The following is a 21,116-nucleotide window of genomic DNA, read 5'->3' as shown; positions in this document are numbered from 1 at the left end:
TTCGTGACTCCGGTGCGACTCCGGGGTGACGAATGCGGCGCGGCGCGCTAAGGCGCGCCATGCCCAATCTTCCCGTGGTCGCGATCATCGGCCGGCCCAACGTCGGCAAATCGACTCTGTTCAACCGTCTCGTCGGCAAGAAGCTTGCGCTCGTCGACGACCGCCCAGGCGTGACCCGCGACCGGCGGGAGGGTGATGCAACGCTCGTCGGCATGGAATTCCGTGTCATCGATACCGCCGGGTACGAGGACCAGGACGCCGCTTCGCTGCCCGGCCGCATGCGCGCGCAGACCGAAGCCGCCGTCGCCCAGGCCGATGTTGCTCTGTTCCTGATCGACGCCCGTGTCGGCCTCGTTCCGCTCGATGAGGAGATCGCCCGCTGGCTGCGTGGATCGAAAACCCCCGTAATCCTGGTCGCGAACAAGGCCGAAGGCCGCGCCGGCGAAAACGGTATCCTCGAATCGCTGTCGCTCGGCTTCGGGGATCCGGTCGCGCTCTCCGCCGAGCATGGTGAGGGCATGGTCGAGTTGTTCGAGGCACTGCTGCCGCACGTCGAGCCCGAGGAGGACGCGGAAGCGGTAGCCGAGGAGATTGATGAGGAGAGCCTCGACGCGCCGCTGAAGCTCGCCATTATCGGCCGCCCCAATGCCGGCAAATCGACGCTGATCAACCGCATGCTCGGCGAGGAGCGGCTGATTACTGGTCCCGAGGCCGGGATCACCCGCGATTCGATCGCGATCGACTGGACCTGGCACGATCCGGAAGGCGAGGCCCGGGCCGTTCGGTTGATCGACACGGCCGGCATGCGCAAGCGCGCCAATGTGCAGGACAAGCTGGAAAAGCTGTCGGTCGCCGACGCGCTTCACGCGATCGACTTCGCCGAAGTGGTCGTGCTGCTGCTCGACGCGACTCGCGGGCTCGAGGCGCAGGACCTGCGCATCGCCGACGCGGCGCTGCAGGAGGGGCGTGCGCTGGTCGTCGCGATCAACAAATGGGACGTGGCGGAAAATGCCAGCAGCCTGTTCAACGGCATCCGCGGCGCCCTGGAGGAAGGGCTCTCGCAGGTGAAGGGCATCCCGGTGCTGACGGTGTCTGCGGCGACCGGCAAGGGCATCGATACCTTGCTCAAGGTGGCGTTCGAGACGCGGGAAGCCTGGTCGCGCCGTATCGGCACGGGCGAGCTCAACCGCTGGTTCGAAAAGGCGATCGAGGCCAATCCGCCGCCCGCGCCGGGCGGCAAGCGCATCAAACTACGCTACCTGACCCAGGCCAAGACGCGCCCGCCCGGTTTTGTCCTGTTCGGTACCCGCGTCGATCAATTGCCGACGAGCTATCAGCGGTATCTGATCAACGGCATCCGGCGCGACCTCGGATTCGGTGCGGTGCCGGTCCGGCTGACGCTGCGCGCGCCCAAGAATCCGTTCGACCGGTAAAGGCCGTTTGAACGGTGTCGGTGCGACTGCCGGCACGCCCGTCAACGCATCCTTTACCCCGTTTGCATAAGAGCGGGGCATGTCTTCGCGGCCTTGCGGCCCGAAGTGGGAGATTGCGGTGTCGCTCGACGATCCTCGCCTGGTCGACTGGATGGTGTTTTCGCGGGCTCGGAACGAGCTTGGTGCCGGCTTCGTGCGGATTTTGGGCTATTTTCGGGAAGACGGCGTGAAATCGGTCGGAGCGATCGAGACTGCCATGCGGTCTCGCAACGCCGCCGCGATGGTCCTGCCCGCCCACACGCTGAAGGGCGAGTCCCGGCAGTTCGGCGCAGAACCGCTCGGCGCGCTGGCGGAGAAGATCGAGACGATCGCGCGCGATTGCGTAGAGAATCGCGATACGCCCGATGAAGCGCTGCAATCGGTGGTCGAACTTCGGCCATTGTTCGACAAGACGCTGGAACTGCTCGAGCGTGAATCGAACCCATTGGTCGCGCGCCGGCCCGTATTTGGCCGCCGCGCGCTGTAATGGCTTAGGTTCTCAGTCGCTCGATCGCCTGGGCCAGGGCGACATAGAGCTTGCCCATATCGGACGACAGCAAGGTAACACCCAGCGGAGACCCGTCGCGCTGGACCAGGATCGCGCGCAGCATCGCCTCGAAATCATGAATGTAGCGGTTCACCTGCTCGCGAAAGGCCATGTCCGCCTCATAGAGACGGCTGATCTCCCGCGTCTCGCCGCTATCGAGCAGCCGCACCGCCCGCCGCGTGAAGATACCGCGATCGCCCTTGAGATAGGCCGACCATGCGCTGTCCGACACTTCGGCGGAGAAGGCCTTGGTGATGTCTATCGACGCGGAGTTGAGCGATTCGATCAGCAGCGACACCCGGCGGGCGAAGCTGTCCTTGTCGGCATCCTCGCGTTCGATCCGGGCTTCCTCGATCCGGCTCTCCACCGTGGCAGTCGACTCGGCGATCGCCAGCATCTGGCGAGTCAGTCGTTCGGACGTGCGTTGAGCCGACTCCGCTGCCGCGTCGCCGGCGTCGATGATCGCGGCGATCTGCTGATCCAGGGCCATGGAGGATGCGCGCCGCATTGCCTCGACGCTGGCATTTTCCAGCGCCATCGCCGCTTCGGGAATGACCGAAGCGAGCGTCTCGCGGGCGCGATCTGCCGCGGCGCTGGCGGTGTCGCGGACTCGCAGCAGCGCTTCGACCAGGCGCGGCGCGGCCTCGTCGGCGAAGCGATGGGTCTGGCCGATCGTCTCCTCGACCATTTCGCCGAGCGCATTCGCCCTGGCGCGGCCGCTGGCGAGCGTCTCGATCAGCGTGTTGGACAGCGTGTCGATCGTGTCGCGCTGCGTGGCGATGGCCTGGGCAATTGCCGCGACCGCTTCATGCGTGTTTTCGGCGGCGGTGACGAGCGCCAGCAATTCCGGCGTCGCATCGCCGACCATGCGCCGGCTGTCGGAAATCCGCGCATCGAGCCGCGCCAGGGCGCCGGGCAATGTTTCGTCGATCTCGCGCGCCGCCGCATCGAGCGCCGTCAGCAACCGCTCGGTCGTGCCGATCGCCGTGGTCGCGATCGCATCGCCAGTCTTCAGCGCAGCGGTCATCGCATCGGCCGATCCGCCGAGCGCGCCGATCGAGGCGGAAAGATGCTCGGTCCGGTCGACGCCCTGCGCGTGAAGCGCGTCGAGCTGGCGGGAGACCCGCGTCAGCCCGGTGTCGAGTTCGCCAATCACCATCTCGCTGGCGACGCGCTGCTCGCCCAGACGGGCCGCGATCCGGTCGATGATCTGTTCGATCGTGCCGATGCGCGCCGCGAGCGCCTCGACACTGTCCCGGCTGGCACGGTCAAGCGCTGCCTGGTTGGTGCCGAGCATCGCCAGCATCGCCTCGCCCTGCGCGGCAATACCCTTGCGCGCTTCGTCCACCGCTCCCGCGGTGCGGCCGAGCAGTCCGTCGACCGCGGCTGACATGTCACCGGTGACTGCCTCGAGGCGCGCGCCAGCCGTCTCGCTGGTCGCTTCCATGCGAGTGATGTGTGCGGCAAGCCTCTGCGCCGCGCCGCCCGCGACGGCGTCTGCTTCCCGCCCCCGTTCGGCCAGGGCGACCAGTTGGGCGTCGAGCGCACTGGCATGGCGGCCCGCGGAGATTCCCGTCTGTTCGAGCAGCCTGGTCAGGTCCTCGGTTTCGTCATGCGCCTTGGGCAGGGTGGCGAGCAAGATGGCGAGGCTTTTTTCCGCGGCGGCGGCGGCGGCGGCCAGCTTGCGCGCCTGAGCGTCAGCCAGATCGACCTGCTCGGCAATGCCGGTCCCGATGCCGGTCAGCTTTGCGGCCGCGCCGTCGCCGATCGCCATCAGGCTGGAGGATTGCTCGGCGAGCCTGGTCCTGTTCGCGTCGATCGCGTTGGACAAGGCCGCGACCGTGCGTTCCAGGCTGGCCGCCTCGGCGCGCATGGCTTCGGCGGTACGGCCGAAGCGCCGCGCCTCGGCGGTGCTGGTCCGGAGCGCCAGCAACATCAGGATGCCGATCAGCGCCGGGGGCACGCACAAGGCCGCGATGAAACCGGTCAGCTCGATCGGCAATGCGCGCTGCAGGCTCGGCCACGCCAGCCACAGCATGCCTGCGATCCAGCCGAGCGAGACGAGAATGCCGAGCGTGGGAACGATCCACCGTACGCGCTGCGGCGCCGGCTCGTCGTCATAGTCATCGATATACTGGTGCGGCTCGACCGTTTCGACCGTGGCAGGGTCCGGTGACGCCGCAGCTTCAGCAGGCGCTTTGGGACCGGTACCTGGTCGAAGATCGATGATGCGCGAACCCCCGTTCATATCAGCTGTTTATCACGATTTCTGCCTGCGGAAAGAGAATAGCGAAACCTTGTCTTAAGCGCTTCTGCGTAGAAACACAGGCATGGCGTACGATCCTGGTGCAATCGATGCGACTCTGGCGGCCGCGGTGGGCGACGAGCCCCAGCTGATCGCTGAGCTTCGCGAAGCCTTTCTCGACGGTGTCCGGCGCGGTCTCGACACCCTCCAGAGCGCCGAAGGTGATGACGAATGGCGGCGTGCTGCGGCACGTCTCAAGGGCCTCGCCGCGAGCTTCGGCGCCATTGCCCTGATGGACATCGCGTCCGAGGCGACCGAGGCGCGCGCGCCGGACGAAGGCCTGCTTCGTCGCCTGCGCCAGGCGGCGAAATGCCTCTGAATATCGTCACCTTTGCCAATGGCGATGGTTCAGCCTAACAGCTCAGCATGTTGGCCGGGCTGATTTTCGCGACCGAGGATGCCGTTGACCGGCCCGGTACGCTTGCCGCGACCTTGCCGTTCGGCGGGTTGACCCTGATCGAATTCCAGGCGCGGTTGCTCGTCGCGGCGGGCGCGTCGCAGCTCGTCCTCGTCATCGCCCGGCTTACGCCCGAGCTGCTCGGTGCGATCAACCGGATCGGACGGCGCGGCGCATCGGTCGATGCCGTTCGCACCGCCACCGAGGCGGCGGAGAAGCTGCACCCTCTGTCACGGGTGCTGGTCGTCGCCGATGGCGTGATGACGACCGGAGAGGTCGTGGCTTCGCTGGCTGCCGAACATGGGGACGCGTTGCTCGTCATCGACGACCAGGGTAGTGGCGCACCGTTCGAACGGGTCGGCGCGCTGACCGCCTGGGCCGGCATGGCGCTGCTCGACGCGAAGCGGATCGCCGAGGTCGCGGCGATGCCGAAGGACTATGATTTCCAGTCGACCCTGCTCCGTGTCGCGGCACAGGCTGGTCCGGCACAGATTCGCCTGCCGGCCGGTGCCGCAGGTGAAGCGCATGGCATCGAACGCGATTCGCGCCGGTTGGCGGAACGCGGCAAGGTGATCCTGTCGGCGCTGACGCCCGCTCCGACGCGCTGGGCCGACCGGTTCGTGCTGGCACCGCTGGCGCGCCTCGCCCTGCCGCATATGGTAGCGCGGAATATTTCCAGCATCGCCGTTACTGCTCTGGCGTTCACTCTGGCGGTCGCCGGATTCGCGGCGCTCTTTTTCGGATGGTCGATCACCGGTTTGGGGCTGTCGATCGTCGCCCTGGTCGCGTTGGCGGTGGGGATGACCGCTTCGGCCTTGCGGGACGAGGCGATCCAGCTACGCGTTCAGCAAGGCGCGATGCTGGCGGTGCCGGCACTGTCTGCCCTGCTGCTGGGCCGGGGCTCGACCGCCGGTCTGATCGCGGCGAGCAGCGCGATCGTGGCGGCGGGGCTGGCCGAACGGGCCGGCAATGCGCGACTTCGCCGCCGCTGGTGGGCGAGCCCGGCCGCTTATCCGATGCTGATGCTTCCCCTGGTCGCGATCGGGCAACCGCTCGCTGCCCTCCTAGTCGCGGGAATCTGTGCCGTTGCGACACTGGGCGCCGCCATTGAGGGTCTTCGCGAAAAACCTTAGTGTCATATTAAGGATGTTTTCGTAGCAGGGGCGCATGTCGAGCGATGTTGGCGACATGGATGATGGCGCCCGTTGGGGGGCTGGCCAGCCGGGCGCGCGCGAGGCGGCAGTGGAGCTTTGCGCCGATGAAAGATTGGCGGTCGCAATCAACGATTTCTTCCTCCCCGCTGAAGCGCGGCTCGACGAACGATTGCGCTCGGCCCTGGCGGGTATGCTCGGCGCGCTCGTTACCACTGTCGAGAAATTGGTGGGCCATCATGCCGCCCGCCTGCTCGCCGCGCGTGGGGCGCCGGTGCTTTCCAAGGCGTTGGCCCATGGCAATCCGTTCGTTCTGGAGAGGCTCAGCGCATCGGGCCTGTTGCGCGATGCCGAGCTGATGCGTGAGCTGGTCGGCCGGGCGCGACAGGACGTGCTTGCCGCCGCCTTGCCCGTCACCGCGCCGGAGAACCCCGATGGCCTCAGCCTGCTCGCCCGCTTGGCCCAGGATCCCGACGGCGTGGTCGCGGCCGCGGCCATGGCACTGTTTGCCGCGGAGAACCGCCGTCATGGCGACGCCGTTACGACGTCGGCGCGTGCTGACCTTCCCGCCGGGCTGCACCATCGCCTGACATGGTGGACGGCGGCCGCGCTCCGCGCGCATTTCGCCGAAGCGGCGGGTGACGATCTCGCGATACTCGACTGCGCGCTGGTGGATGCTGCCGCACGCAGCATCTCCTCTCATGATGAAGGCGGTCGGCTCGAAGTGGCGGCAATGCGCCTTGCCGCGGCCCTCGATACACGCGCCGACGAACGCGCCCGGCTGCTGATCGAAGCCCTGCTGGACCGCCGCCTGTCATTGGTCGTAGCGCTGATCGGCCACGCGCTCGGCCTGAATTACACCGATGCGCGAGAGATACTGCTCGACCCAGGCGCCGACCGCCTGTGGCTGGTGTTGCGTGCCTTGGAGCTCGATCGGGAATCGATTGCGCGGATCGCGCTCGCGCTGAGCGAAGCCGATCCCCGCCGCGATATCGAGCGCTTCGCCGAACAGCTCGACGCGATCGCTGCCACATCATCGGCACATGCGCTGGCGGCGCTCGCGCCGTTGTTGCTGCCGCCCGATTATCGTGCCGCGCAGCGTGCGCTGGCGGCGGGGAGGGCACGGCCCTGCACGTGAGCGATCCGGTGCTGGCGCCCGTGCTTGGGATGGTCGATCGCGCCGGCCGGCTGGTCCAGGCCGACCAGCGGCTGATCGACCTCAACAGCCGCGCGGGCGGCGGGATCGGCCAACCAGTCGCGATCCCCCAGATCGCGACGCTGGCGCGGCTCGCGCAGCGTCTCGGCATCCTCGTCTCGCGTGGCCTGATCGTCGCGGACGGTGACGACGATGTCGAGCTATGGGTCCGTGCTGAGCCCGAGGCGGCCGGCATGCGCCTGAGGATCACTGGCTGGCGCAGCCGGGCCGCCTGGCGTCCCGACACGATGCAGGTCGAGCGCGATGGCGATTTCCTGCGCAGTTCGGGCGAGTGCACATGGGAAACGGATTCGGCGCTGCGCATCACCTCCCTTCCAGTCAGCGCCGGGGCAAAGCACGGTTTCGATTCGGCGTCGATGCTCGGCCAGCCGTTGAGCCGCCTGTTCGCGTTCGACGATGATCGGGCGGAAGCGTTCCCGATTCTGGACGGTCCGGCGATGCACCGCCGTCTCGATGATCAGCGTGCGACGATCCGCGCGACTGGCCGGCCGGTCCGGCTGTTGACGGCGGCGCGCACGGACGTTGCCGGCGCCTTTGCCGGCTTCGTCGGCACCGCACACATGATCAAGGATGCACCGGCTGCCGTCCCGCACTCCACGCAATTCGAGGATCTGACTGAAGCCCTTGCCGCGAGGCTTGACCGGGCGCTGCGCAGTCCGCTTGACCGCATCATCGCCAATGCCGACAGCATCAACGCCCGGTCGGATGGGCCGCTGCATCAGGATTATGCGACTTATGCGGCGGATATTGCGAGCGCGGGTCGACATCTGATGGGCCTGGTCGACGACCTGGTCGATCTGCGGGCGATCGAACATCCCGATTTCACTGTGGCGAAGGAAGCCCTCGATCTTGCCGACGTCGCGCGCCGGGCGGCGGCCTTGCTCGATGGACGCGCTTCCGCGGCGCAGGTGCGCATCGACAAGCCGGCTCCGCAGGACATGCTGCCGGCGACGGGCGAGTTCCGCCGGGCGGTGCAGGTGCTGGTCAACCTTATCGGCAATGCGGTGCGCTATTCGCCGCGCGACGGCATGGTGCGGATTCGTGTCGAGCACCAGAACGGCATCGCCGCCGTGAGCGTGGCGGACCAGGGCAAGGGTATCGCAGTCGCGGACCAGGCCCGCATCTTCGAGAAGTTCGAACGGGTCGATTCACGCGAGGCTGGTGGTAGCGGGCTGGGGCTCTACATCGCCCGCAAGCTGGCGCGCGCCATGAGGGGTGACGTGACGGTCGACAGCGCGCCGGGGCAGGGCGCCCGGTTCGTCTTCACGCTACCCTATCGGGAATGATCGGGCGTCGCTGCTACCGCCGCCCGATCCGGATCAGCACGATGCCGACGACCGCCAGCAACGCGCCCCACAGCGCCCAGATGCGCTGATCGATCATGAAGCTGGACGCCGGCCACTGGATATAGCCGGTGCCCTGGCCGATCCACAGCAGCCCCATCAGCAGCACCAGGATGCCGAGGATGGTGACCGCTGCGCGCATCACCGGCTCGCGACCGGCGTGTAATCGCGCTGGGTCGGTCCGGTATAGAGCTGGCGCGGACGGCCGATCTTCTGCGCGGGATCGGAGATCATCTCATTCCACTGCGCGACCCAGCCGACGGTGCGGGCAAGGGCGAAGAGCGCGGTGAACATCGTCGTCGGGAACCCGATCGCCGACAGGATCACGCCCGAATAGAAATCGACGTTCGGGAACAGCTTCTTCTCGATGAAGTACGGATCGTTGAGCGCCATTTCCTCGAGGTGGAGCGCGACGTCGAACACGGGATCGTTGACGCCCAGCGCGCCGAGCACTTCGCGCACGGTCTGCTGCATCACGGTCGCGCGCGGATCGTAGTTCTTGTAGACGCGGTGGCCGAAGCCCATCAGGCGGAACGGATCGTTCTTGTCCTTGGCGCGCTCGATATAATGCGGGATACGATCGACCGTCCCGATCTCGCGCAGCATGTTGAGCGCCGCCTCGTTGGCGCCGCCATGCGCCGGACCCCACAGGCAGGCGATGCCGGCCGCGATGCAGGCGAACGGGTTCGCGCCCGACGAGCCGGCGAGACGGACGGTCGAGGTCGACGCGTTCTGCTCGTGATCGGCATGCAGGATGAAGATGCGGTCGAGCGCCTTTTCCACCACCGGGTTCACTACATAGGGCTCGGCCGGAACGCCGAAGGTCATGCGCAGGAAGTTGCCGGTGTAGGACAGGCTGTTGTCGGGGTAGAGGAAGGGCTGACCCACCGAATATTTATACGCCATCGCCGCGATCGTCGGCATCTTCGCGATCAGCCGGTGGCTGGCGATCATGCGCTGGTGCGGATCGGTGATGTCGGCCGAATCGTGATAGAAGGCGGAGAGCGCGCCGACGATACCGCACATGATCGCCATCGGATGCGCGTCGCGACGGAAGCCGCGATAGAAGGTCGCGAGCTGTTCGTGCAGCATGGTGTGGCGCGAGATCGTGTAGCTGAAGCCTTCGAGCTCCTTCGCGTTCGGCAATTCGCCGTTCAGGAGGAGATAGGACACTTCCATGAAGCTCGAATGTTCCGCGAGCTGGCCGATCGGATAGCCGCGGTGGAGGAGCACGCCCTCGTCACCGTCGATATAGGTGATCGCCGAATCGCAGCTCGCCGTCGAAGTGAAGCCGGGATCGTAAGTGAACATGCCCGTATCGGCATAGAGCCGGCGGATATCGATGACGTCGGGCCCGGTACTGCCAGACATCACCGCATAGTCGTGCGCAGTTCCTGCCACGTCCAGCTTCGCGGTGTTGCTCATCGATATGTCCTTTCTCGACCCGTCAGGCAGTCATCCGGTCGGCGATGCGGCCCAGGCTTTCGTCGCGCCCGAGCAATTCGAGCACGTCGAAAATCCCGGGTGATGTCTTGCGCCCGGTCAGCGCTGCCCGCAACGGCTGCGCGACCTGCCCAAGTTTCACCCCCGCATCGTCCGCGACCCGGCGGACCGCGTCTTCGAGAGCCTCTGCATCCCAGTTGGCAACCGCGTCAAGAGCGGCATGCAGACGCGCCAGCAGCGCCGGTGCGTCGCCGGAGACGAGCGATGCTGCATCCGCGTCCATTTCAAGTGGGCGCGTGCGAAAAAGAAAGGCCGTGCCGGTCGTAAGCTCGTTGAGATTGGCCGCGCGAGGCTTCAGCGACTCCATGCTGCGCTGAAGCAATCCGGCCTGCGATTCGGTGATTTCGAAACCGAGTCGCGGGATCACCAGCTCGGCCAGTCGGGCATTGTCGGCGCTGCGGATATAGTGACCGTTCAGGTTCTCGAGTTTCTTCAGATCGAACCGACTTGGTGATTTTCCGACATCCGCCAGGTCGAACCACTCGGTCGCCTGCTCGCGGCTGATGATCTCGTCGTCGCCGTGCCCCCAGCCGAGCCGGAGCAGGTAGTTGCTGAGCGCCTCGGGGAGGATGCCGAGTTCGTCGCGATAATATTCCACGCCGACCGCGCCGTGGCGCTTCGACATCTTCCCGCCGTCGCTGCCATGAATCATCGGGATATGGGCGTAGACCGGCACGGGCCAGCCCATCGCCTTGATGATCGGGAGCTGCCGGAAGGCGTTGTTGAGATGATCGTCGCCGCGGATGACGTGAGTCACGCCCATGTCGTGATCGTCGACCACGACCGCGAGCATATAAGTCGGTGTGCCGTCCGACCGCAGCAGGACGAGATCGTCGATCTCCTCGTTCTGCACGGTGACCGAGCCCTGGACCTGGTCGACAATCGTCGTCGCGCCTTCCTTGGGTGCCTTCAGCCGAACCACGAAGGGCGCGCCCTCTGGTGCCTCGGATGGATCACGGTCGCGCCAGCGGCCGTCATAGCGCATCGGCTTGCCGGCCGCCTTCTGGCTCTCGCGCAGCGCGGTCAGTTCGTCGGCGGTCGCGTAACAGCGATAGGCATTGCCCTGCTCGACCATCTGATAGGCGACTTCGGCATGGCGTTTCGCGCGCTCGAACTGGAACACGGTGTCGCCGTCCCAGTCGAGACCGAGCCATGTCATCGAGCTGATGATCGCGTCGATCGCCGGCTGGGTCGAGCGGGCGCGATCGGTATCCTCGATGCGCAACAGGAACTTGCCGCCATGATGGCGCGCAAACAGCCAGTTGAACAGCGCCGTGCGGGCGCCGCCAATATGCAGATAGCCGGTGGGCGACGGCGCGAAGCGCGTCACCACTGCGGATGTGTCGGGCGTGCCGGTATCGGCCGCCGCGGTATCAGACCTTGCGCCCAAACGCGCTTGCTCCCAGACTTGAAAATCGATGGCCAGTACAGCCGCCGAGGCCCCTAGCACGCGACCCCGGCTCCTTCAAATCGGGGCTGGCGCCCGGTTGCGCAAGGCCAAGGCAGGGCTGGAGCTGTGGCTCGAAGCCGAGCGCGATCAGCTTTTCCTGTGGGTGCCGGTGTCGTTCGGGGCGGGGATCGCTGCGTGGCTCGTGTTGCCCGATTCGGCATGGTGGTGGACGCTGTTGCTCGCGCTGGCCGGCGTGGCGCTGTTCGCGATTGCCGTCGGGCGCGGCGGGCGGGCCGGGCGCGTGGTGGCGGTGGGGTCGCTGCTCGCGGCGGCGGGGCTGGCGCTGATCTGGTGGCGGGCGGAGAGGTCGGACGGACAGGTGCTGGCCCGTCCGGTGATCGCGACCTTCGAAGCGCGGGTGGAACGAGCCGAGCCGCTGCCGTCGCGCGATCTGGTGCGGTTGCGGTTGACGCCGGTTCGTGTCGTGGCCGTCCCCGCGCGTCCGGGGCGTAAGGACACGCGGCCGCTGCCGACCTTGCCGCAGCATGTCCGCGTCAATCTGGCCGAGGCGGATGTGCCGGCGGCGCTGTCGCGGGGCGCGACGATCCGGCTCGGTGCGCGGTTGATGCCGCCGCCCCAGCCGGCGGTGCCTGGGGCGTACGACTACGCCCGTGTCGCCTGGTTCGATGGAATCGGCGCCACCGGGCGCGGCTTCGGGCCGGTCAGCGTCGTCAGTCCGGGGGCATCCAGTGGCGCCGGCCTGCGCGAAAAACTGTCGAAGCACATCCAGGCGAGCGCGCCGGGCAGCGGTGGGGCGATTGCGGCGGCGCTGGCGACCGGGGACCAGGGCGGCATCTCCGAGGAGGATGCCGAAGCGATGCGCCGGTCGGGGCTGGCGCATCTCCTATCGGTCAGCGGGCTGCACATCACTGCGGTGGTCGGCGCAGTGATGCTATTGGTGTTGCGGTTGCTCGCGCTCAGCCCGTGGCTGGCGCTGCGTTTCCGCCTGCCGCTGATCGCTGCCGGGGCGGGTGCAGTGGCGGCGATCGGTTATACCTGGCTGACCGGCGCCGAGGTGCCGACGATCCGGTCCTGCGTCGCGGCGCTGCTGGTACTGATCGCGATGGCGATGGGGCGCGAGGCGATTACCCTGCGGCTGGTCGCGGCCGGCGCCTTCATCGTGCTGCTGCTCTTCCCCGACGCGCTGGCCGGGCCGAGTTTCCAGCTCTCCTTCGCGGCGGTCGCGGCGATCGTCGCGCTGCACGAGCATCCGCGGGTGAAGGCGTGGTTCGCGCCGCGCGAACAGCCCTGGTGGCAGAAGCTGGGGCGGACCTTGCTGTCGCTGCTGCTGACCGGCGTGGTGGTCGAGCTGTCGCTGATCCCGATCGCGCTGTTCCACTTCCACAAGGCGGGCATCTATGGCGCGGTCGCCAATATCGTCGCGATCCCGCTGACCACCTTCATCGTCATGCCGCTCGAAGCGCTGGCGCTATTGTTCGACCTGGCGGGGATTGGCGCGCCCTTGTGGTGGCTGACGGCGCGGTCGCTCGACCTGCTGCTGTGGATCGCGCATGCTACCGCGAGCATCCCCGGATCGGTCGCGGCGCTACCGGCGATGCCGGGCGGGGCTTTCGGGCTGATGGCGTTCGGCGGGCTGTGGGTCGCCTTGTGGCGGACGCGCTGGCGGCAGCTCGGCGGCGTGCCGTTCGCGATGGGCGCTGCCTGGGCGCTGACGACGCCGACGCCCGACCTGCTCGTCACCGGCGACGGACGGCATGTCGCGATCCGGACGGCGCGGGGCGGGCTGGCGCTGCTGCGTGATCGGGTCGGCGACTACACGTCGGACATGCTGGCGGAGAATAGCGGGGTGGACGGCGAGCCCCTGTTCCTCGCCGATCAACCAGAGGCGCGGTGCAGCCGCGATCTCTGTCTGGTCGAGCAGAAGGCGGGCGGCCGGAGCTGGCGGATCCTCGCGACGCGGAGCGCCTATCTAGTGCCGGCGGGCGAGCTGATCGCGGCATGCGCCACCGCCGATATCGTGGTCAGCGAGCGCTGGCTGCCCGATGGCTGCCGCCCGCGCTGGCTAAAGCTCGACCGCGACATGCTGGCCAAGACCGGTGGTGTCGCGGTGACGCTGCGTACCGGCCATGTCACCACCGTGTTGCAGCCGGGCGACCGCCACCCCTGGCGGGTGACGGCGCCCGTGCCGGTCAGACGTAGCGGCGGAGCAGGCCGGCGAGCTTACCCTGCACGCGCACCTGATGCGGGGAATAACGCTGCGGATCATAGGCGCGGTTCGCCGGATCGAGGCGGATCATCGCGCCTTCCTTCCGGAAATATTTGAGCGTCGCTTCGCTGTCGTCGATCAGCGCCACGACGATCTCGCCGTCGCGCGCCGTGTCGGCGCGACGGATCAGGGCATAATCGCCGTCGAGGATGCCGGCATCGACCATCGAGTCACCCGAGACCTCGAGCGCATAATGTTCGCCGCCGCCGAGCAATGCGGCGGGCACCGCGAGCATCGACTGGCCCTCGAACGCCTCGATCGGCACGCCGGCCGCGATCCGGCCGTGCAGCGGAATCTCGATCACGTCGTTCGCCGGCTCGGGGAGCTTCTTCACATTGCCGGTCGGCGCGGCGGCCGCAGCGGCGCCCTTGCGCACTGCCTCGGGCCGTTCCGGCATGCGCAGCACTTCGAGCGCGCGGGCGCGGTTGGGCAGGCGGCGGATGAACTTGCGTTCCTCCAGCGCGCTGATCAGGCGGTGGACGCCCGATTTGGACTTGAGGTCGAGCGCCTCCTTCATTTCCTCGAACGAGGGCGAAACGCCGCTCGCCTCGAGCCGGTCGTTGATGAAGCAGATCAGCTCGTGCTGCTTGCGGGTAAGCATCCCAATTCCTCCGTCGGAACAGACTGGGAACGTTTATGCAATGTTCCGGTGCCGTGTCAAGCGAATGGAAGGATTTCCACCACCTCGCCGGCGCCGAGCGCCGGTGCATTGGGCGCGCGGACGATCAGGCAGTCGGCGCGGGCGAGCGTCAGCAGCATCGAACTGTCCTGAATGCCGGCGGCGAAGACATGGCCGTCGCGGATCGCGGCGCGCAGATAATCCTGGCGGTGGTCGTTCGCCGGCAGGTCCTCGCCGAGGATCGCGGTGGAGGTGCGCGGGAACGGATCGGGCGCGCCCGCCATGATAGCGATCAGCGGGCGGAGGAACAGGAAGGCGGTGACGAAGGCCGAAACCGGGTTGCCCGGCAGGCCGAGCACCACCGCGCCGCCGAGCCGGCCCGCCATCATCGGCTTGCCCGGGCGGAGCGCGATCCGCCAGAAATCGATGCTGCCGCCCGCGGCAGCGAGCGCCGGGCGGACCAGATCGTGGTCGCCGACCGAGGCGCCGCCGGTGGTGACGAGGATGTCGGCATCGACCGCGGCAAAGGCAGCGGTGGTTACATCGAGCCGGTCGGGCAGGATGCCGAGGTCGATCACCTCGACGGGCAGGTCGGCGAGCAGCGCGGCCAGCATGGCGCCGTTGGACTCGGGCAGCACTTCGTCCGTCAGCGCGCTGCCCGGTACGACCAGCTCGTCGCCGGTCGCGACGATCGCGACACGAAGGCGGCGGGTGACGGGGAGAGCGCCGTGCCCGCCGGTTGCCGCCACCGCGATCCGGGCCGGGGTGAGGCGCGCGCCCTGAGGGATGAGCAGGTCGCCGGTGGAGAAGTCGAGGCCCTTGCGGCGCGTGTTCTTGCCCCAGGCGCCGGGCCCTTCGCCGGTGAGGAGGATCAGGTCGCCCTCCTGCCTTGCCTCCTCCTGCACCAGCACGGTGTCAGCGCCGGCGGGCATCGCGGCGCCAGTGAAGATACGCGCCGCCTCCATCGTGCCGACCTCGCCGGCGAAGGGCCGGCCGGCCGCGCTCTCGCCGGCCAGGGTGAAGGGGCCGGGCAAGTCGGCGAAGCGGATCGCATAGCCGTCCATCGCCGAAAGGTCGCTGGCAGGTTGAGTGCGCAGGGCGAGTATGTTGCGGGCGGTCCAGCGTCCGGCTGCCTCACGCAGGGGCACGGTCTCCATCTCGACGGGAGGGGCAAGTGCGAACAGGCGGGCCTGGGCTTCGGTGACGGAGATCATCCCGCATCCCTATCCGGCGGGGCGCCATGGGTCGAGACGGCAGGCGTGTCAGTTACCGCTACCATCTTGCAAACGAGTGTTATAGCAATCGCTTCGGTAGCAGACTGGCCGCGATCAAGTCGGCGGGGTGCTTCGCATGGCCATGGGCCATGTCACGGGGGAAGATGCATGACGCAAGCACCGGCGCCTGACGCCTATAATCGTACTGCCCTGTTCTGGATCTGCGTGCTGGCGCTGTTCACCGCCGCGGTCGCCTTTTCGATGCGCACCGCCGCGTCGGATGCGATCCGCCAGGCCGTGTTCGATCCGATCGACCCAGCGAATTCGGGCCGGATGATCGGCGGCGCGCTCGGCGCGGCGTTCAGCGGGTTCGCCTTTTCGCTGCTGGTGCTGAGCCCGTTCCTCGACGTGATCGGGGCGAAGCGGGTGCTGCTGCTGGCGGCGTGCAGCTTTGTCGGCGGCTCGCTGCTGATGGTGCTCGCGCCCAGCATGGGCAGCGGCGCGGGCATCGGGACGCTGGTCACGTTGGGCATGGCGCTGACGGGCGTGGGCTGGGGCTGCACCGAGGCATCGATCAACCCGATGACGGCGGCGCTCTATCCGGCGGACAAGACTCACCGGCTGAACGTGCTGCACGCCTGGTGGCCGGCGGGCATCGTCGTCGGCGGGCTGGCGAGCATCGGCGTGGGGCAGATCGGGCTCGACTGGCGCTGGGACATCGCGCTGATCATGGTGCCGGGCGTCGCCTTCGGCCTGTGGACGCTCACCCAGAAATTCCCGCCCACCGAGAGCGCCGCGCTGGGCGTGGGGTTCGGCGAGATGATCGCGGTGCCGTTCAAGCGGCCGACCTTCTGGATCTTCTTCGCGATCATGTTCCTGACGGCGTCGGCCGAGCTGGCGCCGGGTTCCTGGGTGGACGTCGCGCTCACGCACACGGTGGGCATGAAGGGCATCCTGCTACTCGTCTATGTCTCGGCGATCATGTTCGTGATGCGGCATTTCGCTGGCGTCCTGTCGCACCGCGTGTCCGACATGGGGCTGTTGTGGCTGTGCACCATACCGGCCGGCCTGGGCCTGTATCTGCTGAGCGTCGCGTCCTCGCCGGTGACGGCGCTGGTCGCCGCGACGGTGTGGGCGGTGGGTGTCGCCTTCATGTGGCCGACGATGATCGCGGCGGTGGCCTATCGCTATCCGCGCGGCGGGGCCTGGACGATCGGGCTGGTCGGTTTTGCCGGTGCGATGGCGATCCAGCTGGTGCTGCCCAAGCTCGGCGCGATCTACGACAAGGCCAAGCTTGAGCGGGCAGGGGGCGAGGCAGCCTTTGCCGCGCTTCAGCCGGGGCCGGTGCTGAACGATGTGCTGGCCTATGCGGCGACGCGGTCCTTCCAAGTCGTGGCGCTGATCCCGGTCGTGCTGTTCATGATCTTCGGCGTGGTGCGCATCCTCGAGCGGAAACGCCGGCTCGGCGGCGGGGAGGGCTGAACCGCGCTACCCAAGCGCGGTCGCGCTGCTATGCTCCGGCTTTGGCTGCGAAGAGGTAAGAGCATGCGGTTGTTGAGCGGGCTTGGTCTCTGGGTTTTGTCGCTGGTCGCACTGGCGCCGGCCCAGGCCGAGACGATCGCCTTTACTGGTGCACGCGTAATCGACGGCACCGGCAAGGCACCGATCGCGAACGGCGTGGTGGTGGTGACCGACGGCAAGATCGTCGCGGTCGGCACCAGGGCGGGGACCCGGGTCCCCGCCGGTGCCACGGTGATCGACGTGACCGGCAAGACGATCATGCCCGGCATCGTCAACGCGCATGGCCATCTGTTCTTCGACGCGAAGTCGGCGGTGCCGCCACGCACCCAGCTGACCGACCAGCTCGCGCTTTATGCCCGCTACGGCGTCACCACCGTCTACAGCCTGGGCGATGACGGGGTGGAGACGGTGAAGCTGCGCGACGAACTGCGCACGGCGCCGTTTGGACCCGGCATGGCCCGGCTCTACGTCTCCGGCCCGGTGCTCACCGCGAAGACGCCGGAGGAAGGTCGCGCCACCGTCACGGCCAATGCCGCGCGCGGCGTCGACATCATCAAGATCCGGCTGGAAGGGCCGCCCGACGCGCCGATCCGCACCCCGGCCGTCTATGGCGCGATGATCGACCAGGCGCATCTCGAGAAGCTGCGCATCGCCGTCCATATGTTCACCGCCGACGAGACCAAGGGCGTGGTCGATGCCGGCGCCGACATCCTGGCGCACAGCATCCGCGACCGGGACGTCGACCCGGCGTTGATCGCCGCGATCAAGGCGAACGGCGTGGGCTATATTCCGACCCTGACGCGCGACCTTTCCGTGTTCGTGTATGAATCCACCCCCGATTTCACGAGCGATCCGTTCTTCACGAAGGAAGCGGCCTATCGCGCGCCGCTCGCCCCGCTGCTCGATCCCGAGGCCCAGGCCAGGGTGAAGGCAAGCGCCAGCGCGCAGGCGATCAAGTCAGCGCTGGAACAGGCCGAGCGCAACCTCAAGCTGCTGTCCGATGCCGGCGTGCAGATCGCGATGGGCACCGACACCGGCGCGCCCACCGGTCGCTGGCAGGGCTATTTCGAGCATCTTGAAATGCAGATGATGGTAGAGGCCGGCCTGACGCCGATGAAGGTGCTGGTCGCCGCGACGGGTGGGGCGGCCAAGGTGATGCACATCGACGACATGGTCGGCACCTTGCGGCCCGGGCGTCAGGCCGACCTGCTGGTGCTCGGGGCCAATCCGCTGACCGATATCCGCAACACGCACAGCCTGGAGCAGGTCTGGATCGCCGGTCGCAAGCTCGACTGATTCCCACGACGGCGCGCGATTTTTAGCGCCGTTTCCGATCTTCTTTTTTCTTCCGCTGTAATGTTGGATTTTCGGCGCGATTTTTCGCTCTGTTCGCAGCGCGTTAGGTCGCGTTTCCCTGTTACGGCATAACAGCGGAAAAATCGGTCGATTTTGACGGAAAAAACGCGGGAAATAGCGGTTGCTTTCCGCTGTAGCGCGCAGGCCGAGCCGCCACCATTCATGGTTACGATGAGAAAGAACGCCGGCTGCCCGGGGCGCCGCGCTCGCACGGATCACTTCCGGATTGAATCGACCAGATCGTTCCATCTAGGAAATGACTCTGTCATTCCACGGTCTTATTCCGCGCCTAGGGGCCCGGTCCGTGGGGCTCGTCCAGCGAAATCGATAACGATTCGGGGGACCGTGACGTTCGTCTCGGTTCGGAAAAAGCCGCGCGTCTTGTTCAGATTAAAAGGGGTTTCCCGTGTCCAGATCCACCGTTGCCAAATCTTCCCTCCTGTTCGGTGCCGCTATCAGCGCGCTGCTCTGTTCGACCGGGGCCTCCGCCCAGGAGGCCGCCGCGCCGGTGGCGCAGGAGTCGGCGGAGGTCGGGCTGAACGATATCGTGGTGACGGCGGAACGGCGCCCCGAGACCTTGCTGAACACGCCGCTGTCGGTCACGGCGCTCACCGGTGACTCGCTGCGCTCCTTCCAGACCGGCGGCGACGACATCCTCTCGCTCTCCGGCCGCGTGCCCGGCCTGTATGCCGAGACGACGACCGGCCGCATCTTCCGCGCTTCTACATCCGCGGCCTCGGCAATATCGATTTCTATCTCGGCGCGTCGCAGCCGGTATCGATCATCCAGGACGATGTCGTGCTCGAGCATGTCGTGCTGAAGTCGAACCCGGTGTTCGACGTGGCGCAGACCGAAGTGCTGCGCGGGCCGCAGGGATCGCTGTTCGGCCGCAACACCACGGCGGGCATCATCAAGTTCGACACGATCAAGCCGACCCAGGAGTTCGAAGGCCGCGGGCAATTCTCCTATGGCAGCTACAACACGATCACGGCCGATGCCGGCGTGGGCGGCCCGATCGTCAAGGACCTGCTCGCGTTCCGCGTCTCGGCGCTGTACCAGCACCGCGACGACTGGGTCGACAACACATTCACCGGCACCAGCGCCGACGGCACCGTCTCGCCGAAGAAGGACGCGATGGGCGGCTTCGACGAGCGCGACATCCGTTTCCAGCTGCTGTTCACGCCGGGCGACCGCTTCTCGGTCAACCTCTCGGCGCATGCCCGCGATTATGACGGCACCTCCACCCTGTTCCACCGCGCCGCGCTGAAAAAGGGTTCGAACAGCGTCGACGCCGAGCCGCGCGACAAGGTCGCTTTCGATGAAGCGATGAACAACCCGCAAGCCTATACCACCTATGGCGAGTCGGTTCGCGCCGCCTATGATTTCGGCGGCGTCGTGCTGACCTCGATCAGCGCGTACGAGACGACGTCGGGCTTCAGCCGCGGCGACACGGATGGCGGCGCGGCGGCTAATTTCGGCGGCACCGGCTTCGGCGAGTCGCAAGGCAATGTGCGCAATCTCGATCAGTTCACCCAGGAGGTCCGGCTCGCCAGCGACGGCGACAGCCGCTTCAAGTGGCAGATCGGCGGCATGTATTTCGATTCTCGCGACATCACCGATTTCTACCAGCGCGCCTATTTCCTCACCACTGCCGCGCGCAACCCGAACAACTGGGTGCGGTTGCATGACGTGAACACCTCCTGGGCGGCGTTCGGCCAGCTCAGCTACGAGATCCTGCCGAGCCTCACCCTCACCGCCGGCGGCCGCGTGACGGAGGACAAGAAGACCACCCAGCTGCTGAAGACCGCCAACAGCGCGACGAACGCGGTGACCTATACCGGCCGCCGCTTCGTCGAGTTGAAGGACACGCAGCCGAGCTGGGATTTCAGCGCGCTCTACCAGGTCAATCCGGACGTGAGCCTCTATGCCCGCGTCGCGCGCGGTTTCCGCGGCCCGACCATCCAGGGTCGTTCGGCGGTGTTCAATTCGGACTTCACCACGGCGAATTCCGAGACGATCCTGTCCTGGGAAGCTGGCTTCAAGAGCCGGCTGTTCAACAACATGCTGAGCCTGAACGCGACGGCCTTCACCTACACCGTCGACGACATCCAGCTGAACGGCAACGACTCCAACGGCAATGGCGTGCTGTTCAACGCGGACAAGGCCAAGGCGTACGGCCTGGAAGCCGAGGCGGAGTTCCGCCCCACGTCCAACCTGAGCCTCGGCCTGGGCCTCAGCCTGCTGCACAGCGAGATCAAGGACAAGCGCGTTTATGCGCAGGTCTGCGCGCTGAACGGCGTGGTGGTCTGCACCGTGCAGAACCCGACGATCACGGTGCCGGTGTTCGGATCGCCGGCGGTGTTCGCCCAGATCGACGGCCAGCCGCTGCCGAACGCGCCGGAATATACCGTCAACTTCAACGGCCGTTACGACGTGCCGCTGGGCAATGGCGGCAAGGTGTTCGTGGCGACCGACTGGAACCTGCAGGGCTATACGAACTTCGTGCTCTACAAGACCAAGGAGTTCTATTCGGACGGCACGTTCGAGGGCGGCCTGAAGCTCGGATACTCCGCGCCGGGCGGTGCCTATGAGGTTGCGCTGTTCGGGCGCAACATCACCAACGAGAAGAACCTGAAGGGTGTGATCGAGAATTATATGGCGGCGGTGTTCAACGAACCGCGCGTCATCGGTATCTCGGTGAGCGGCAAGTTCCGCTAAGCACCTTTATATCTTCCGTTCGTCCTGAGTAACCATTGAGCTTGTCGAAATGGCGTATCGAAGGACAGGCCTCACGC

14 protein-coding genes and 2 pseudogenes are annotated in these 21,116 nt (G+C 67.0%); 10 read left to right on the top strand and 6 right to left on the bottom strand.

Features of this window, described 5'->3' with window-relative positions:
* The first annotated feature begins 59 nt into the window (after positions 1-59).
* Together der and ACZ1I2_RS17760 are read left to right on the top strand one after the other, a co-directional pair.
* Positions 60-1,433: a ribosome biogenesis GTPase Der gene (gene der, locus ACZ1I2_RS17765; RefSeq protein WP_465172839.1), complete on the top strand. Its 1,374-nt coding sequence runs from the start codon at positions 60-62 to the stop codon at positions 1,431-1,433.
* 79 nt (positions 1,434-1,512) lie between these two features.
* Positions 1,513-1,959 (top strand): Hpt domain-containing protein, encoded by a 447-nt coding sequence (locus ACZ1I2_RS17760; RefSeq protein WP_465176349.1) that lies wholly within the window; start codon positions 1,513-1,515, stop codon positions 1,957-1,959.
* Between the two features lie 4 nt (positions 1,960-1,963).
* Here the strand turns inward: ACZ1I2_RS17760 and ACZ1I2_RS17755 are convergent, their stop codons facing one another.
* Positions 1,964-4,267 (bottom strand): coiled-coil domain-containing protein, encoded by a 2,304-nt coding sequence (locus tag ACZ1I2_RS17755; protein ID WP_465176350.1) that lies wholly within the window; start codon positions 4,265-4,267, stop codon positions 1,964-1,966.
* A gap of 82 nt (positions 4,268-4,349) precedes the next feature.
* Here ACZ1I2_RS17755 and ACZ1I2_RS17750 point away from each other — a divergent pair, with 82 nt between their 5' ends.
* The 4 genes from ACZ1I2_RS17750 to ACZ1I2_RS17735 are packed head-to-tail and all read left to right on the top strand — an operon-like array spanning position 4,350 to position 8,374.
* Positions 4,350-4,643, top strand: coding sequence for an Hpt domain-containing protein (locus tag ACZ1I2_RS17750; protein ID WP_465172842.1), 294 nt, complete (start codon positions 4,350-4,352; stop codon positions 4,641-4,643).
* A 47-nt stretch (positions 4,644-4,690) separates the two neighbouring features.
* The gene (locus ACZ1I2_RS17745; RefSeq protein WP_465176351.1) at positions 4,691-5,854 is read left to right on the top strand and encodes a hypothetical protein; all 1,164 of its coding nucleotides are present in this window, start codon (positions 4,691-4,693) and stop codon (positions 5,852-5,854) included.
* A gap of 55 nt (positions 5,855-5,909) precedes the next feature.
* Entirely contained in the window at positions 5,910-7,010 is a 1,101-nt protein-coding gene (locus tag ACZ1I2_RS17740; RefSeq protein ID WP_465176352.1) for a DUF2336 domain-containing protein, read from the top strand.
* The gene (locus tag ACZ1I2_RS17735; RefSeq protein WP_465177116.1) at positions 7,001-8,374 is read left to right on the top strand and encodes a sensor histidine kinase; all 1,374 of its coding nucleotides are present in this window, start codon (positions 7,001-7,003) and stop codon (positions 8,372-8,374) included. The genes ACZ1I2_RS17740 and ACZ1I2_RS17735 overlap by 10 nt, the downstream gene beginning before the upstream one ends.
* A 13-nt stretch (positions 8,375-8,387) precedes the next feature.
* Here the strand turns inward: ACZ1I2_RS17735 and ACZ1I2_RS17730 are convergent, their stop codons facing one another.
* The 3 genes from ACZ1I2_RS17730 to gltX are packed head-to-tail and all read right to left on the bottom strand — an operon-like array spanning position 8,388 to position 11,324.
* Positions 8,388-8,573: a hypothetical protein gene (locus ACZ1I2_RS17730; RefSeq protein ID WP_465176353.1), complete on the bottom strand. Its 186-nt coding sequence runs from the start codon at positions 8,571-8,573 to the stop codon at positions 8,388-8,390.
* A complete protein-coding gene (locus ACZ1I2_RS17725; RefSeq protein WP_465176354.1) occupies positions 8,573-9,856 on the bottom strand; it encodes a citrate synthase in 1,284 nt (427 codons plus the stop codon). The genes ACZ1I2_RS17730 and ACZ1I2_RS17725 overlap by 1 nt, the downstream gene beginning before the upstream one ends.
* A 22-nt stretch (positions 9,857-9,878) precedes the next feature.
* A complete protein-coding gene (gltX, locus tag ACZ1I2_RS17720) occupies positions 9,879-11,324 on the bottom strand; it encodes a glutamate--tRNA ligase (protein WP_465176355.1) in 1,446 nt (481 codons plus the stop codon).
* A 28-nt stretch (positions 11,325-11,352) separates the two neighbouring features.
* Here gltX and ACZ1I2_RS17715 point away from each other — a divergent pair.
* Positions 11,353-13,530 (top strand): annotated as a pseudogene (locus ACZ1I2_RS17715) (ComEC/Rec2 family competence protein); the annotation flags it as partial.
* Positions 13,531-13,534: 4 nt separating this feature from the next.
* Here ACZ1I2_RS17715 and lexA read toward each other — a convergent pair.
* Entirely contained in the window at positions 13,535-14,212 is a 678-nt protein-coding gene (gene lexA, locus ACZ1I2_RS17710; RefSeq protein WP_465172848.1) for a transcriptional repressor LexA, read from the bottom strand.
* A 56-nt stretch (positions 14,213-14,268) separates the two neighbouring features.
* Positions 14,269-15,444, bottom strand: coding sequence for a molybdopterin molybdotransferase MoeA (locus ACZ1I2_RS17705; protein WP_465176356.1), 1,176 nt, complete (start codon positions 15,442-15,444; stop codon positions 14,269-14,271).
* Positions 15,445-15,612: 168 nt separating this feature from the next.
* On the opposite strand from ACZ1I2_RS17705, the gene ACZ1I2_RS17700 reads away from it, so the two are divergent.
* The 3 genes and pseudogenes from ACZ1I2_RS17700 (at position 15,613) to ACZ1I2_RS17690 (ending at position 21,039) form a co-directional block, all read left to right on the top strand.
* The gene (locus tag ACZ1I2_RS17700; RefSeq protein WP_465176357.1) at positions 15,613-16,926 is read left to right on the top strand and encodes an MFS transporter; all 1,314 of its coding nucleotides are present in this window, start codon (positions 15,613-15,615) and stop codon (positions 16,924-16,926) included.
* Between the two features lie 63 nt (positions 16,927-16,989).
* A complete protein-coding gene (locus ACZ1I2_RS17695) occupies positions 16,990-18,261 on the top strand; it encodes an amidohydrolase family protein (RefSeq protein ID WP_465176358.1) in 1,272 nt (423 codons plus the stop codon).
* 466 nt (positions 18,262-18,727) lie between these two features.
* Positions 18,728-21,039, top strand: a pseudogene (locus tag ACZ1I2_RS17690) (TonB-dependent receptor).
* Positions 21,040-21,116: the final 77 nt, after the last annotated feature.

The sequence above is a fragment of the Sphingomonas sp. BL-S-29 genome (genome assembly GCF_055521495.1).
This window is presented reverse-complemented; position numbering and strand designations above follow the sequence as displayed.

Coding starts and splice junctions, on each gene's coding strand:
- lexA (WP_465172848.1), bottom strand. CDS start 14,212: ATGCTTACCCGCAAGCAGCACGAGCTGATCTGCTTCATCAACGACCGG.
- ACZ1I2_RS17725 (WP_465176354.1), bottom strand. CDS start 9,856: ATGAGCAACACCGCGAAGCTGGACGTGGCAGGAACTGCGCACGACTAT.
- ACZ1I2_RS17750 (WP_465172842.1), top strand. CDS start 4,350: ATGGCGTACGATCCTGGTGCAATCGATGCGACTCTGGCGGCCGCGGTG.
- ACZ1I2_RS17730 (WP_465176353.1), bottom strand. CDS start 8,573: ATGCGCGCAGCGGTCACCATCCTCGGCATCCTGGTGCTGCTGATGGGG.
- der (WP_465172839.1), top strand. CDS start 60: ATGCCCAATCTTCCCGTGGTCGCGATCATCGGCCGGCCCAACGTCGGC.
- ACZ1I2_RS17760 (WP_465176349.1), top strand. CDS start 1,513: ATGTCTTCGCGGCCTTGCGGCCCGAAGTGGGAGATTGCGGTGTCGCTC.
- ACZ1I2_RS17745 (WP_465176351.1), top strand. CDS start 4,691: ATGTTGGCCGGGCTGATTTTCGCGACCGAGGATGCCGTTGACCGGCCC.
- ACZ1I2_RS17700 (WP_465176357.1), top strand. CDS start 15,613: ATGACGCAAGCACCGGCGCCTGACGCCTATAATCGTACTGCCCTGTTC.
- ACZ1I2_RS17705 (WP_465176356.1), bottom strand. CDS start 15,444: ATGATCTCCGTCACCGAAGCCCAGGCCCGCCTGTTCGCACTTGCCCCT.
- ACZ1I2_RS17755 (WP_465176350.1), bottom strand. CDS start 4,267: ATGAACGGGGGTTCGCGCATCATCGATCTTCGACCAGGTACCGGTCCC.
- ACZ1I2_RS17740 (WP_465176352.1), top strand. CDS start 5,910: ATGGATGATGGCGCCCGTTGGGGGGCTGGCCAGCCGGGCGCGCGCGAG.
- ACZ1I2_RS17695 (WP_465176358.1), top strand. CDS start 16,990: ATGCGGTTGTTGAGCGGGCTTGGTCTCTGGGTTTTGTCGCTGGTCGCA.